Here is a 15049-nt window from a genome sequence, read left to right as displayed (position 1 = left end):
AAAAAAAAAAGCTGGGATAGCGCTTCGTTGTCTACGCGACAGGCCAGATCGTCTTTCACCAGGCGGAAAGCCTGCTGGCGAGTCAGCTGGTGACGTTTCAGCAGCTGGAAGAACTGGTGCACGTCGGTCATCGCTCGCCATTCGGCGTCCACTTTGTCGGCTTCGACGGTTGGCGTCATCACCGCTTCTTCACCGGCCTTGATCTCCAGCGCCGGGTTGTCGGTGTGGATAAAGCGGGTCAGGACCTGGCTCCAGGCGTCAACATCTGTGTTGTCGGTGGTGTACACCTTCAGCAACGCGTCACCCTGATGGTCAAAGAATTGAATACTCTGGCGTTCGCCGCGGGCGGTCTCTTCCCGGACGTGGAACACGCTCGCCCACTGGTTCAGGAACAAACGCAGATCCAGCGCGCGAGGGTTCAGCACCAGCCCGGCATGGCCGTTAAGATGCTGGTTTTCGAAGCGGCCTACCTGCTCATGAACGGCATATTCATTGCGGCAGATGCACTTTGTTTCCCCCACGGCTTCCAGCGCGGCGAAGATCTCTTTCACATCGCCATTCAGGCGCCATGCATCGTGACCGACGCGGGCATGGGTCAGTTCCGCTTCGCTGATTTGCATCAGTTTGGCGATATCCCGGGCATATTTTTTCGGGTGTTCTTGCTTAAGCTGGATCCAGCTGTCGTAACGCTGACTCATGAATAACTCCTTTACCATTGATAGCTCACGAAAATTTTACCGTTACGGCCATCCTGCGGGAGACCCTGCGGTGACCAGTACTCTTTATCGAAGGCGTTGCCAAACACCAGCGTGGTGGTTAAACCGCGCAGATGCTGCTGCCCTTTATAGCTGATATAAAAATCACTGACCGCGTAACCCGGCTGCTGTGCATAGGAGCTGCTGATATGGGTGGAACGCTCGGCGAAGGTGCCGACCCAGCCCACGGAGAAGCCGCTGTGTGACACTGGGATATCCAGGGTGGTGGTGACGGTGTCCGGGTTCAGGCTGGAGATGTACTCGCCGGTATCTTCATCTTTACCGCGGGTGCGGTTATAGGCTGTATCGAGGCTGAACAGATCGGCGGTGTATTTCGCGTTGACGTCCCAACCCCAAATTTTTGCTTTTGGCACGTTGTAGGACATGGTGGTCGCTTTGGCGAAGTCCACGGTGGTAGAAATGTAATCTTTCGCTTTGGTGTCGAAGTAGCTGGCTTTGAATTCCAGGCCGTCGTTAGCCATTGCCAGATTGTCGAAGCGCAGACCGAAGCCGTATTCCTGCGTTTCGTTGGTTTCCGGGCGCAGGTTCGGGTTTGGTACCCAATAGTTGGTGTAGCGAGTGCCGATAGAGAAGTGCTTGGCGTCGTTGTACATCTCGCCCATGGTCGGCGCACGGAACGCCTGTGCATAGGAACCAAACAGCATCAGCCAGTCGGTTGGGGTGACAGAAACCGCCCCGCGTGATGACCACTTGTCGGCATCCACGTCTTTATAGCCCTGGCTGCTGCCGCTGTAGTTGTCATAACGCGTCCCGGCCAGGATAGAAACTGGCAGGTCGCGCAGGGTGATTTCATCCTGCAGCCAGCCGGAACCGAAGTTGATTTTCGCCTGTGGGAAACCGGTCGTCAGGCCACCAGGTGCCTGTTCCTGACGGTAATATTCGCTGCCGTAAGTCAGCAGGTTGGCCGCGAAGCTGTCGCTAAACAGACGGCTGCGGTTTTCGAGCTTGCCGCCTTTGGTCGTCTGTTTACGGAATTCACCGCCCTGATTCGGGGTTTCGGCGTTGATACGAGCTTCGGACCAGTAGGCCGTTGCGGTCGCATTCAGCCAGTCGTTATCCTGCGGACCAAGGTGGTATTTCAGCTGCGCGTCGCGCTGAATGGTGGAGCGATTGGTCATTGGATTGCTGTTTGCAGTCGCATCCGGCGTCTGCGGGTTTTTCGGTTCCTGAGCGCTGTTATTGTAGTAACGCAGGGAGCCAGACAGCGACTGAGCCGAATCAATATACCAGGTACCTTTGGTCAGCAGGTTGCCAATGTTTTCGTCGTTAGGGGCCGTTTCGCCGTTACTCTGACGCAGATTACCGCGATCGCGGCTGGACCAGGCGACGACGCCGTCCAGGTTATCGGTACGGCCAAAGGCGCTGGCACCCATACCGATGCTGTGGTCGCCGGTGCCGCCGGTGCCGAAGACGCGGAAGCCGCTGTTTTGCCCGTCAAATAGCAGATCGGCGGCGTCGGCGGTTTCATAGGAGATAACGCCGCCCAGCGCGCCACTTCCGTACAGCAGGGCTGCCGGACCGCGTACCACTTCAATACGTTTGATAAGTGCAGGATCGAGGAACGTACTGTTCAAGTGACCCGTGTCCGTGCCCTGACGAATGCCGTCTACCAGGGTAAGCACGCCGCGGCGGTCGTAACCGCGCATGTTAATGTCCTGGCCGTTGGTGCGCCCGGTGCCGTCGATGGTGATCCCCGGGACTTTGCGCAGCATGTCGGCGGCGGAAGTGGACGTCTGGCTCTCCGGCGAGTTCGCGTCGATAACGCTCACCATCATCGGAGCTTCGAAAGTGCTGCGTTGGTTACCGGTGGCAACCACGGTCATTTGCTCGTCTTTCGCGAAAGCGGGCAGGGCGGTAAATACGGCTAACGTGAGTACAGACAGACGAAAACCTGCTGTGTTGGTGCAAGGCATAGCGCAACTCTCCTAAGGAATATCGAAAGCGCTGGCTGCCTGGGTATGACCTGGGTGGCTGGCTAATTTCCCCGCCTGGGTGCGGGGAACGGTTTGTTTAATTTATTTGGTCAGGATCAGCTTCCCGGCCTGAGTCTGGCGTAACAGATATTGCTGCCCTTCATGGACGATAACAACGCGGCCATCGGCACCGAGCAGCGTTTTGCTGTCAACCTGGCGAGGCTCTGTCGCGGGCTGCGGGCGGGCGGGGGTGAATGGTTTATCCATACGCTTCACTCTGTTTACAAATGACAATCAGTGTAACAATGAGAATCATTATCAGAAAAAGCCGAATCAGCAGCAAGCATTATTTGTAAGAATTGTGTGAATCAGGGAATTTCTTTGCGGGCGCGTTGTCGTGAAGCGTAATGCTATGATATCCGGCGGGTTATTAAGTTCCCGCCGGTGGAGACTATCAGAAGCGGCGGTCAGCGGCCTGAGCCAGCATAGCGACCAGCGTTTCCGTATCTTCCCAGTTGAGGCACGGATCGGTGATCGACTGTCCGTAAGTCAGGGGCTGGCCAGCAACGATTTGCTGCGTCCCTTCTTTCAGGAAGCTTTCCGCCATGATCCCGGCAATCGCCCGCGAGCCGTTGCGGATTTGCGTGCAAACATCTTCGCAAACATCCAGCTGACGACGGTGCTGCTTCTGGCAGTTGCCGTGGCTGAAATCAATGACCAGATGTTCAGGCAAGTCAAACGCGCTCAGCGTGTCGCAGGCAGCGGCAATGTCTTCTGCGTGGTAATTCGGCTGCTTGCCCCCGCGCATAATAATATGGCCATAAGGGTTGCCGCTGGTCTGGTAAATCGTCATCTGCCCTTGTTTATCCGGGGAGAGGAACATGTGGCTGGCACGCGCGGCGCGAATAGCATCCACCGCAATGCGGGTATTGCCATCCGTACCATTTTTAAAGCCAACCGGGCAGGAGAGTGCGGACGCCATTTCACGGTGGATTTGGCTTTCGGTCGTGCGGGCGCCAATCGCACCCCAGCTAATCAGGTCGGCGATATACTGCCCGGTCACCATATCCAGAAATTCGGTTGCGGTAGGGACACCCAGCTCGTTGACCTGCAGCAGCAGGCGGCGCGCCTGTTCGAGGCCGTAATTAATGCGGTAGCTGCCGTTCAGGTCAGGGTCGGAAATTAACCCTTTCCAGCCGACGACGGTGCGGGGTTTTTCGAAATAAGTGCGCATCACGATCTCAAGACGATCCTGATGTTTTTCTCGCAGCGTTTTGAGGCGGCGAGCATAGTCCATCGCGGCGTCGAGATCGTGGATCGAGCAAGGACCGACGATAACCAGCAGGCGCTTATCTTCACCGGTAAGGATCTTCTCTATCCGGCGGCGGGCGGCGGTAACGTGCCGGGCAACTTCAGCGGAAACCGGGAAGCGCTCGTTTAACTCAGCCGGTGTCACCAGACTGTCGATGCGCGCGGTTCGCAATTCATCTGTTTTGTTCATTGGGTGTCTCAGAAATTTTGTCTTCTCTGCGGCAGATTTACCGGGAAGTGATGGGGATCACAATAAACCAAAGCTGACCGATTTCAACATCCGGCCAGCTTTGGCGAAAGGATTGCCCCACCGCAGTCTGTACACCCTAGCATACACGCCTGGTCTTTTGTGCTAGTTTCTTAGTACATGCGGCGATTAAGTCCCATAATATCGAGAATTTTGGTCGCCATCTCTTCAACAGAATAGTTGGTACTGTTGAGGTAGCGGATCTGGTTTTTACGGAACAGGGCTTCCACTTCGGCAACTTCCAGACGGCACTGGCGGAGAGAGGCATAGCGGCTGTTTTCACGCCGCTCTTCACGAATGGCGGCCAGTCGCTCAGGGTTAATGGTCAGGCCAAAAAGCTTGTGCTGCAGCGGTTTAAGCACGGCCGGGAGCTGAATGTTGTCCATGTCATCGGCAATAAAAGGGTAGTTCGCGGCGCGAATGCCAAACTGCATCGCGAGGTACAGGCTGGTCGGCGTTTTTCCACAGCGGGACACGCCCAGCAAAATCACCTGCGCCTGATCGAGATTGCGCATCGAAATCCCGTCGTCGTGCGCCAGCGTGTAATCAATGGCGGCAATACGGGCGTCGTATTTCGTCAGGTTGCCGGGGTTAAGGCCGTGCGTTCGGTGGGCTACCGGCGTCGGATCCAACTTTAGCTCCTGCTGCAGCGGGGCAACCAGCGTTTGTACGATGTCCTGACAGAAGCCTTCGCTCTGCATAATGATGTCGCGGATATTGGGCAGCACGATGGAATAAAACACCAGCGGGCGCACCCCGGTTTGTTGGTAAATAGCGTCAATCTGCTCTTTCACCGCTTTTGCGCGGCTTTCATTTTCAACAAACGGCAGCGTAATACTGTTGATAGATACCGGGAATTGTGACATGACCGCGTGACCAAGTACTTCAGCGGTAATCGCGGTGCCATCGGAAATACAAAATACCTGACGATCGACTACATTATCCATTTTTATTCCTGAGCGGGGAACCTGTTTCCCTAAAGCATAAAGTAAAACAAGGGATTCCGAGTAGCGCTAATCTTAATTTAAAAAGTGAAATAGCGTTTTTAAATTTAATAAACCATCTGAAATATATTTAAATCAACACTATACCCATTTGAAATGTAAGGATTATATGATAATCAATGGTTTATGAAATGAGCGGATCTATCCGAAAATGTCATATTTTATTTTGCTTGAACGATTCACTGGTTTCATTCCCCCCTCAGAATATGCAAAGCTAAATACGAAGTCTGGTGTTTCTTGTACCCATTCATTTAAAAAAGGATTGTTTCGATGTCCAATAACGGCTCGTCACCGCTGGTGCTTTGGTATAACCAACTCGGCATGAATGATGTAGACAGGGTCGGAGGCAAAAATGCCTCCCTGGGTGAAATGATTACCAATCTTTCGGGTATGGGCGTTTCCGTCCCGAACGGTTTTGCGACCACCGCCGAGGCGTTTAACCTGTTTCTCGACCAGAGCGGCGTGAACCAGCGTATTTACGAGCTGCTGGATAAAACCGACATTGACGATGTGAGCGAACTGGCAAAAGCCGGGGCGCAGATTCGCCAGTGGATTATTGACACGCCTTTCCAGCCTGAGCTGGAGCATGCCATTCGTGAAGCATACCAAACGCTCTCCTCCGATGATGCCGAAGCCTCTTTTGCGGTGCGTTCTTCTGCCACTGCGGAAGACATGCCGGACGCTTCCTTTGCCGGGCAACAAGAAACTTTCCTCAACGTGCAGGGCTTTGATGCCGTGCTGGTGGCGGTGAAACACGTTTTCGCCTCGCTGTTTAACGACCGCGCCATTTCCTATCGCGTGCATCAGGGCTACGACCACCGCGGCGTGGCGCTCTCCGCTGGCGTTCAGCGTATGGTGCGCTCCGACCTCGCTTCTTCCGGGGTGATGTTCTCCATTGATACCGAATCCGGTTTCGATCAGGTGGTGTTTATCACCGCCGCGTGGGGCCTGGGTGAAATGGTGGTGCAGGGCGCGGTAAACCCGGATGAATTCTACGTCCACAAGCCAACGCTTGAGGCGGGCAATCCGGCCATCGTTCGCCGCACCATGGGGTCGAAAAAAATCCGCATGGTCTACGCCCCAACGCAGGAACACGGCAAGCAGGTGCGGATTGAAGACGTGCCGGAAGCCGATCGCGACCGTTTCTGTATTACCCAGGAAGAAATTCAGGAACTGGCTAAGCAGGCGGTGCAAATCGAAAAACATTATGGCCGCCCGATGGACATCGAGTGGGCTAAAGACGGCCATACCGGCAAGCTGTTCATCGTGCAGGCTCGCCCGGAAACCGTGCGTTCCCAGGGCCAGGTAATGGAACGCTACCAGCTTCACGCGCAGGGGCAGATCGTGGCGGAAGGCCGCGCGATTGGCCACCGCATCGGCGCGGGGCCGGTAAAAGTTATCCACGACATCAGCGAAATGAACCGCATCCAGCCTGGCGACGTGCTGGTCACCGACATGACCGACCCGGACTGGGAGCCGATCATGAAAAAAGCGGCGGCGATTGTCACCAACCGCGGCGGGCGTACCTGCCACGCGGCAATCATCGCGCGTGAGCTGGGCATCCCGGCCGTTGTGGGCTGTGGCGATGCAACCGAGCGCATGACAGAAGGCCAGAACGTGACCGTTTCCTGCGCCGAAGGCGACACCGGTTACGTTTACGCGGAGATCCTCGACTTCACCGTGAAAAGCTCCACGGTTGATGCCATGCCGGATCTGCCGCTGAAAATCATGATGAACGTTGGCAACCCGGATCGCGCGTTTGACTTCGCCTGCCTGCCGAACGAAGGCGTTGGCCTGGCGCGCCTGGAATTTATCATCAACCGCATGATTGGCGTGCACCCGCGCGCGCTGCTGGAATTCGACCAGCAGGAGCCCGCGCTGCAGGCGGAAATTCGCACGATGATGAAAGGCTATGACGACCCGGTTGAGTTTTACGTAGGCCGCCTGACCGAAGGGATCGCGACTTTGGGCGCGGCATTCTGGCCGAAGCGCGTGATCGTGCGCCTGTCCGACTTCAAATCTAACGAATACGCCAACCTGGTGGGCGGCGAGCGTTATGAGCCGGAAGAAGAGAACCCAATGCTGGGCTTCCGTGGCGCAGGTCGCTACGTGGCGGACAGCTTCCGCGACTGCTTCGCGCTGGAATGTGCGGCCATGAAGCGCGTGCGTAATGAAATGGGCTTGACCAACGTTGAAGTGATGGTGCCGTTTGTACGTACCGTTGCCCAGGCAAAAGCGGTGGTTGACGAGCTGGAACGTCAGGGCCTGAAGCGCGGCGAAAACGGGCTGAAGATCATCATGATGTGCGAGATCCCGTCCAACGCCCTGCTGGCGGATGAGTTCCTGCAATACTTTGACGGCTTCTCCATTGGTTCGAACGACATGACGCAGCTTGCGCTTGGCCTGGATCGCGATTCTGGCGTGGTTTCCGAACTGTTTGACGAACGTAATGACGCGGTGAAAGCGCTGCTGTCGATGGCGATCAAAGCGGCGAAGAAACAGGGCAAATACGTCGGGATCTGCGGCCAGGGGCCGTCCGATCACGAAGACTTTGCCGCCTGGCTGATGGAAGAGGGGATTGACAGCCTGTCCCTGAACCCGGACACCGTGGTGCAAACCTGGCTCAGCCTTGCTGAACTGAAGAAGTAACGTTTAACCCTTCTCTTCCACAAAGAGAGGGGATCCGGCCCGGCGGCCTGCGTTAAGCGGTCACCGGGCCGACACTTATCCCCGCTTAATCAATTCCTTCATACCGGTAATAATAGCCTCGCACCAGGCGGCGTAATCATGCCCGCTCGACCAGGGATTAAAGCTCACCTCGTAACCCTTTTCACGCAGCGCGGCTTCAAGCTGTTGCGTATTACGGTAAATGCCGCCGTCTGCACCTTTGCTTTCAAAACGTCCCGCCTGCAGCCAAAAACGCACCGGCAGGCGCGGGGATGCCTGGTACTGCCGGGTTAACCAGCCGGGCGCTTCGCCCTCGGGCGCCCACCAGTAAGAGCCGGACAAACTCAGCACGTTGCCAAACACTTCAGGATGGCGAAGCGCCACCCAGGATGATGCCAGGCCGCCGTAGCTGGAGCCTGCCACGATGGTTTTTTGTGCCGGGGTGGTGATGCCCTGGCGGCGCAGCCACGGCACCAGCTCTTCGGCCATAAAATCGGCGAAATCGGGATTGGGCGGCAGCTCTTTTTCACGTCGCTCGCCGTCGAGGCTATCAATAAACACGGCGTTAACCGGCGGCAGGGCATGGCGGGCTATCAGGCCGTCCAGCACGTTGGCGAGGTGATAACGGTCCTGATACATACGGCCATCGAACAGCATCAACGTCCAGCGGGCGGGCTGCCCGCCGCGTGGCCGATAGACGGTGACTTCGCGGCGGTTTGCCAGCTTTTTGCTTTCTACCTGATAGCGAACCAGGGAGCCTTGACGAATCGGCTCCGCGGTTGCCTGCGGGGTAAAATAGCGGTGGGTGGTCAGGTCTAAAAGTGAGAAACGATTCCAGCGGTCGCTTTTGCCTGTGGGGCTAAACAGCGGGTTCAGCGGGTCAGTTTGGGCCGACACCAGAATCGCCCGGCGCTGGTCGCGCACGGTGCCTTCCACAAGAGGAACATCGGGGGCAAGTTTGTACTGCATAAGCGTATCAGCCGGGACCACATAGCTGCGATACCAGACGTCGGACTGCCCGAGGCGGAACATCGGGTCATGGTCACCGGCCGGGGAACCGAGCACAAACACGTTGCCCTGTGCGCCTCGCCACAGGAACGTGACGCGTTTGCGGCTGGCATCGATGGGCTCGACCAGCGGCGTGCCCTGCTCGCGCCTTTCCTGCCAGAAGGCTTCCGTACTTGCGCCGTGGCTCAGAGCCTGTTCAAGCGCCAGCAGTGCCGGGCTTTCCGGGGATTGTTCGTCGTTACGCTTGAGCGGCACGGTTTCACGGATCTGCCAGCGAAACAGCCAGCGCCGGCCGGGTTCACCGCGAAGCACCAGCGTAGAAGGCTGGCCGACGGGCAGGGCAAAAAGCGGGTTGTGTTTGCCGTCCACCGGCCCGTTTTCCACCAGCGAACGCCAGAGCCTGCCTTTGCTGTCCACCAGGCTGGCGTCGGTCACGCCGCTCAACCGGACGTTGGCGTAGTTTTCACCCAGCGCCGGGAGGCCAAAGCAAATTTCTCCGCTGGCGTCGAACTTTCCATCCTGCTCACCCTGGCTGCCGGTAAAAGTACAGGTCGCGGCCACCGCCGACGCTGAACAAAGCCCCAACATTAATGCGCTCCACGCGGCTCTCATCGTGCTTATCATTCCTGATAAAAAAGTGCATACACGCTAATGCAAATGAGATTGATTTGCAATAACATTGCGAGCCGTTGCGTTTTACGACAAAACGTAACAGGAGAAAGGCGAACTTAATTCACCTAATCACATGGGATGTTACGGTTATGCACTTTAAAAATAATAAGGTAACCCGCGGCCTTTGGCTGATGGGATTCAGTGCCCTGGGGATGGGAAACGGCGTTCAGGCGCAGGAGAGGCAGGGCAGCGAGGAAACACTGGTTGTCACCGGCTCGGTTAACGAGGATCCTTCTGCGCCGTTTAAGGGGATGGTGGCCACCAAAACGTTATCTGCAACGAAAACTGCGGCTGATTTGCTCAAAACGCCGCAGTCGGTTTCGGTGATTACCCGCGACCAGATGGCCGCGCAGGATGTCACCTCAGTGTCGCAGGCGTTGCGCTATTCGGCCGGGGTGCTGACGGAGTACCGGGGCAGTTCAAACCGCAACGATGAGGTGTTCGTGCGCGGCTTCAGCTACGTGCCTAAATATCTCGACGGACTGAGCTATGGGGCGACGGCATCCTCTCAGACCGGGACGTTTGACCCGTGGCTGCTAGAACGCGTGGAACTGGTGCGCGGCCCGGCGTCAGTGCTGTTCGGCCAGGTGAACCCCGGTGGGCTTATCAGCATGACCAGCAAGCGCCCGACGAGGGAAGCGATACATGAAGTACAGTTCCGCTCAGGCAACCAGCATCTGGCCGAGGGTGCCTTTGATTTTGGCGGCTCGCTAAGCGACGATAACCGGGTGCTTTATCGCCTGAACGGCATCGCACGCACGCAGCACAGCCAGGTGGCCGATTACAAAGAGCAGCGCCTGGCGATTGCGCCGGCGCTGACCTGGTATCCCAACGAGCAGACTCGCTTTACTTTGCTAACCAGCTACCAGAAAGACCCGAAGGCGGGCTATCGTAACTTTCTGCCTGCCGCAGGCCTGGTGACGGAAACCACGGCGGGGTATATTCCGCTGGACTTTAACGTCAGCGATCCCAATTACGACCAGTCGTGGCGTGAGCAAACGATGGTGGGCTATGAGTTCGAGCACAGCTTCAACGATATCTTCACTTTTCGCCAGAATGCCCGTTACGCCAGCATCAAACAGAAGTATCGTTACCTCGTGTATTCCACCTCGAAGAGCGAGACGCTACTTTCGCGCCGCGCGCAGCGAGAGACGCGTGATACCGATGAGTTTGGCGTGGATAACCAGCTTGAAGCGCAGTTTGATACCGGCGCGCTCGGGCATACGTTGTTAGGCGGCCTGGATTACAAGTCTAACCACGACCGGCAGCAGCTAAACCGCGGCACCGGCACGAAATACGATCTGTACTGGCCGAATCCGGTGTACGGCCTGAACGTGGACGAAAGCACCTTCAGCGCGGTGAACGACGACCAGCAGAATCTCGACCAGACGGGCATCTACCTGCAGGATCAGCTCAGCTGGAATAACTGGCAACTGCTGCTTTCCGGGCGTTACGACTGGGCCGAAGTGCGCACGACGGACAGATTAAAAAGTAAAACAACGCAGCAGAATGACAGCAAATTCACCTGGCGTACGGGGCTGCTTTACGCCTTTGATTTCGGCCTGTCGCCGTATATCAGTTACAGTACCTCATTTGAACCCAATCTGCAGACCAACCGCGCGCCAGGCGCTGCGCCGTTCGACCCAAGCCTGGGCAAGCAGACTGAAGTGGGCCTGAAATATCAGCCGCTGAAAGAGACCTTCATGACGCTGGCGCTGTTCGATCTTCGCCAGACAAACGTCGGGACCTACAACAGTGCACTTGGCTGGTTTGAAAACGCCGGTGAAATCCGTTCTAAAGGGCTGGAGGCGGAGGTGCATTCCACGTTGTTTAACAGCCTCAACCTGGTAGGCTCTTACACGTGGACGGATGCGGAAACCGTGAGTACCACCGTGGCGGGCACCGAAGGAAAAACCCCCGCGCGCGTTCCGACCCATATGGCGTCTGCGTGGGGAAGTTACACTATTCCTGGAGGCATGCTGAAAAATCTCACGGCAGGTGTCGGGGTTCGCTACATTGGCACCCGCTATGGCGATGCGAAAAATACCTTTAAAGTGGCGGCCGTGGATCTCTATGACGCCATGCTGCGTTACGAGCTGGGAGAAGTGAGCCCCGATTTAAAAGGAGCCGCCCTGCAGTTCAACGTCAATAATCTGGCGGACACAAAATACGTCGCGTCCTGCGCGTCGGATTCGGCCTGTTTCTATGGCATTGGCCGCACCTTAACCGCCACCGTCAGCTATCGCTGGTAAGGAGAACTTTTGCGCTATCTGCTTATGGCGCTTATCGCACTTGCTGCTCCCTCGGGAGCAGCGGTCACCGTAGATAAGCCCTACACGCTGGCGAATACGCTGGTACACAGTCTGCATTCGCCGGAAAACGGTGAGTATAAAATTATGGTTTCCTGGCCAGAGGGCGAAGCCCCGTCGGAAGGCTGGCCGGTGATTTATCTTCTGGACGGTGAGTCCGTCTTCCCCGGCGCGGTGTCGCTGATGCAGCGCCTGTCCTGCGAGCGTTGCCCGTTAACGCCGGGCGTGGTGGTCGCTATCGACTACCCGGAAAACAGCCGCCGGGAGCGCGATTATCGACCTGCGGTAGAAAAAGTGGTGCTGGAGCCGAACCCGGCAGGGGGCACTTATCCGCCTGGCGCCCCCGGCGAGGCGCAGAAATTCTGGCAATGTATTGACGCCGAACTCCGGCCCTGGGTCGAAAAACGGTGGAGAATAAATCCGCAGCGGCAGGCGCTTTTTGGACACTCCTATGGCGGCCTGTTCACCACCTGGCTGTTTATGACCGCGCCGGGTGCTTTCCAGCATTTTTATGCTTCGAGTCCTTCGGTATGGTGGAACGACCGCTATCTGCTGCGCATGGCGAAAAACTGGCAGCCTGATAAGGGAAAGGCTCAGCTCTCGGTCTCCGTGGGGAGTTATGAGCAGTCGCTGCAGCCGCAGGAGGCCAGACTGTCGGAAGAGAAGCGCGCCACGCTATTAAAACATCGTGGGCAGCGGGCGATGGTAGACGGCAATCGCGAAATGGCTAATGCCCTGATAGCCAAAGCCCCGACTCGGGTTGATTTTACGCTGATAGAAGGGCAGAGCCACCTGACCGTTGCCCCGCTGGTTCTGCATGGGGCGCTTATCAATCACTTTGCGAAATCAGAATAAAAAAAAGCCCATCATCAAGATGGGCAAAGACTACACACAGCAATTCGTTGTTTCACTCAGGGGATTTCGATGTTTATAAATCAACGTGTTGATTCATAACCGTGAGTTAAATAGTAGGCATCTCACTAAGTGGCGTCACTCAGATTCGTCTCAATCGTTAACAGAAGGTAAATAACTTGAGACAGCATAGCCAGGCGTGGGGGCTTCAATGGCCGGAATAGCGAGGGAAAAAGACGTTATTGATTAGCGTTATTAACCATTTGCGTTAAGTCGCGGCTTTAGGCGCGATTTATCGCATGGTCACATTATGCTAGCTGGATTAGGCTCCGTTCACCTCAAGTACGAATTTATATGCCATCACAGAGAGGGGGAACGGCTCGGGGAATCACCGTCATTCCCTGAGAACCCGGACTCCTGGCCAAATAAATCGACCGCGTGAGCGGCAGACCTCCGTTTTATCTCCCAGTCCTGGGTCGGCTGAGATGCGTTCCCGACGCTCTCAGCCACAACGTCTCGGCTTCTTTTACCCTCACCCTAACCCTCTCCCTGGAAGGGAGAGGGAATACACAATGTTTCTCGTGGATTTTGTTTTCTCCCTCGCCCCTTTGGGGAGAGGGCCGGGGTGAGGGGAGATTTGTCCCCGGCTCTCATCGCCCCCGGTGATGACCCAACTCAGGCGGGGTCGAGCTGTCGGGAACAGCGAAAGAGAGCGATCGTCGGGAACGCATCGCGAACGACCCCGAATGTTTGGGTGATAGCCGGTGGGTTTACCGCTTCAGCGGCGATGGGCTCGCCGGGCGCCGGGGGTTGTCAGGGGGCATGGCGTAATGCCTCCTGACACGTTCACGGTTTACGGTCGTCGCATAGAGAACTGAGCTTGTGGTGAACGGAAAACCTGGGGCTGATAAATACCACCTCCAGACAGTGGCAAAAGGAGCTGTTGGCCAAAAAACATCCCAACTACTCCCAAACCTTTATTTCTTCACATTCAGCGTCTCCTGCTCCTCAAGCAGTTCGACCACCTCTTGCGGATCGTCCTGTGGGGCAGGCGCCTCGTGCATCCAGACTGAGATAAGGCGATAAGAAACCGCCAGCAGCACCGGGCCGATAAACAGCCCAATCATCCCAAACGCAATCAGGCCGCCGATAACGCCGGAGAGAATCAGGATCATCGGCAAGTCCGCACCCATGCGAATAAGCACCGGGCGAATCACGTTATCCATGGTGCCAACCACACAACTCCATACCAGCAGCACCGTCCCCCAGGTGGTATCGCCGCTCCAGTACAGCCAGATAATGGCGGGCACCAGAATCATCAGCGGGCCAAGCTGAATCAGGCAGCTAAGCACCATCAGCACCGTAAGCAGCGCGGCGTAAGGAATGCCGGACACCGCCAGGCCAATCCCGCCCAGCACGCCCTGTGCGAGCGCGGTGACAACCACGCCCAGCGCTACGGCGCGAATCGCCTGGCCTGCCAGCAGTACGGCGGCATCACCGCGTTTATCTGCCAGGCGGAAGGCGAAGTGACGAATGCCGTTTCCGAGCGTTTCACCTTTGGCATAAAGCAGCACGCTGAACAGCAGCATCAGACCGAGATGCACCAGCAGGGTACCTATGTGTACAGCCTGGCCAAGGAACCAACTGGTCGTGGTGCCGATATAGGGCCGGACCTTTTCCATAATCGCGCTGCCGCCGCTGCTCACCAGCGTGTTCCAGCCGCTGTACAATTTATCGCCAATGAGTGGGACGCTGTGCAGCCATTCGAAGGCGGGCAGCGCCATGTGCCCTTTGGTCGCCCAGTTAATCACCGGGCCGCTGTTGTCCACCAGGCTGTTCACTAACATCGCGACCGGAATGACAAACAGCATCAGCAGGAGCAGCGTCATCACTAGTACCGCAAGGGAGCGTTTGCCCCACAGCAGCTTTTGCAATTTGATGAGCAGCGGCCAGGTCGCAATGACAATGGTTCCGGCCCAGGCGAAGCCCAAAACAAACGGGCGCACGATCCACAGACAGGCAAGAATCATCACCGAAATAAACAGCACGGACAGCAGGATCTGCAGCAGATCCTTTGGCTGACTGACTTTGATCATAGGAAGAATCACCTCAATAAAATGCACCCGCGCTAAATTCGCATGGCGATAATTTAATGATGATGTATTTCCTCGATTTTTGACAGGTGCATTTCGCATCGCGTTATCTGAAATAACAGCCGCAAATCGCGGCGGAATATGATAAAAACAAAACAGACACGCAAACGATAACTCTTACTAAGCAACACAGGGTC

General features: G+C 56.4%; 10 protein-coding genes and 1 other RNA gene. 3 read left to right on the top strand and 8 right to left on the bottom strand.

Features of this window, described 5'->3' with window-relative positions:
* From F3J29_RS08235 to ppsR, 5 genes are all read right to left on the bottom strand, one after another.
* Window positions 1–698 (bottom strand): ChuX/HutX family heme-like substrate-binding protein (locus F3J29_RS08235; RefSeq protein ID WP_166864820.1); only part of this gene is annotated, 698 nt, incomplete at its 3' end.
* Between the two features lie 11 nt (window positions 699–709).
* A complete protein-coding gene (locus F3J29_RS08230) occupies window positions 710–2689 on the bottom strand; it encodes a TonB-dependent hemoglobin/transferrin/lactoferrin family receptor (protein ID WP_166864817.1) in 1980 nt (659 codons plus the stop codon).
* Window positions 2690–2791: 102 nt separating this feature from the next.
* Window positions 2792–2956 (bottom strand): hemin uptake protein HemP, encoded by a 165-nt coding sequence (gene hemP, locus F3J29_RS08225; protein ID WP_008456537.1) that lies wholly within the window; start codon window positions 2954–2956, stop codon window positions 2792–2794.
* A 187-nt stretch (window positions 2957–3143) separates the two neighbouring features.
* On the bottom strand, window positions 3144–4190 hold the full coding sequence (aroH, locus tag F3J29_RS08220; protein ID WP_166864815.1) for a 3-deoxy-7-phosphoheptulonate synthase AroH: 1047 nt from the start codon (window positions 4188–4190) through the stop codon (window positions 3144–3146).
* A 170-nt stretch (window positions 4191–4360) separates the two neighbouring features.
* Window positions 4361–5194, bottom strand: coding sequence for a posphoenolpyruvate synthetase regulatory kinase/phosphorylase PpsR (gene ppsR / locus F3J29_RS08215; protein WP_166864812.1), 834 nt, complete (start codon window positions 5192–5194; stop codon window positions 4361–4363).
* A 327-nt stretch (window positions 5195–5521) separates the two neighbouring features.
* Here ppsR and ppsA point away from each other — a divergent pair, with 327 nt between their 5' ends.
* Window positions 5522–7900 (top strand): phosphoenolpyruvate synthase, encoded by a 2379-nt coding sequence (gene ppsA, locus F3J29_RS08210; RefSeq protein WP_166864809.1) that lies wholly within the window; start codon window positions 5522–5524, stop codon window positions 7898–7900.
* Window positions 7901–7975: 75 nt separating this feature from the next.
* On the opposite strand, the gene F3J29_RS08205 is transcribed toward ppsA, so the two are convergent.
* The gene (locus F3J29_RS08205; protein ID WP_166864806.1) at window positions 7976–9538 is read right to left on the bottom strand and encodes an alpha/beta hydrolase-fold protein; all 1563 of its coding nucleotides are present in this window, start codon (window positions 9536–9538) and stop codon (window positions 7976–7978) included.
* A gap of 149 nt (window positions 9539–9687) precedes the next feature.
* Between F3J29_RS08205 and F3J29_RS08200 the strand changes: the two genes are divergently transcribed.
* Both F3J29_RS08200 and F3J29_RS08195 read left to right on the top strand, forming a co-directional pair.
* Window positions 9688–11850, top strand: coding sequence for a TonB-dependent siderophore receptor (locus tag F3J29_RS08200; protein ID WP_166864803.1), 2163 nt, complete (start codon window positions 9688–9690; stop codon window positions 11848–11850).
* Window positions 11851–11859: 9 nt separating this feature from the next.
* Window positions 11860–12762: an alpha/beta hydrolase gene (locus F3J29_RS08195; protein WP_166864800.1), complete on the top strand. Its 903-nt coding sequence runs from the start codon at window positions 11860–11862 to the stop codon at window positions 12760–12762.
* Here the strand turns inward: F3J29_RS08195 and rprA are convergent.
* Both rprA and ydiK read right to left on the bottom strand, forming a co-directional pair.
* An RNA gene (gene rprA, locus F3J29_RS08190) (antisense sRNA RprA) lies at window positions 12759–12865 on the bottom strand. The genes F3J29_RS08195 and rprA overlap by 4 nt on opposite strands.
* An 871-nt stretch (window positions 12866–13736) precedes the next feature.
* Complete coding sequence (gene ydiK, locus F3J29_RS08185) at window positions 13737–14855, bottom strand: AI-2E family transporter YdiK (protein WP_166864797.1); 1119 nt, start codon at window positions 14853–14855, stop codon at window positions 13737–13739.
* Between the last annotated feature and the right edge of the window lie 194 nt (window positions 14856–15049).

Origin of the sequence: Enterobacter sp. Cy-643 (genome assembly GCF_011752815.1) — a bacterium.
Lineage (GTDB): Bacteria > Pseudomonadota > Gammaproteobacteria > Enterobacterales > Enterobacteriaceae > Cedecea.
Note: the sequence above shows the minus strand (reverse complement) of the source record. Positions and strands in the feature narration are given on the sequence as shown.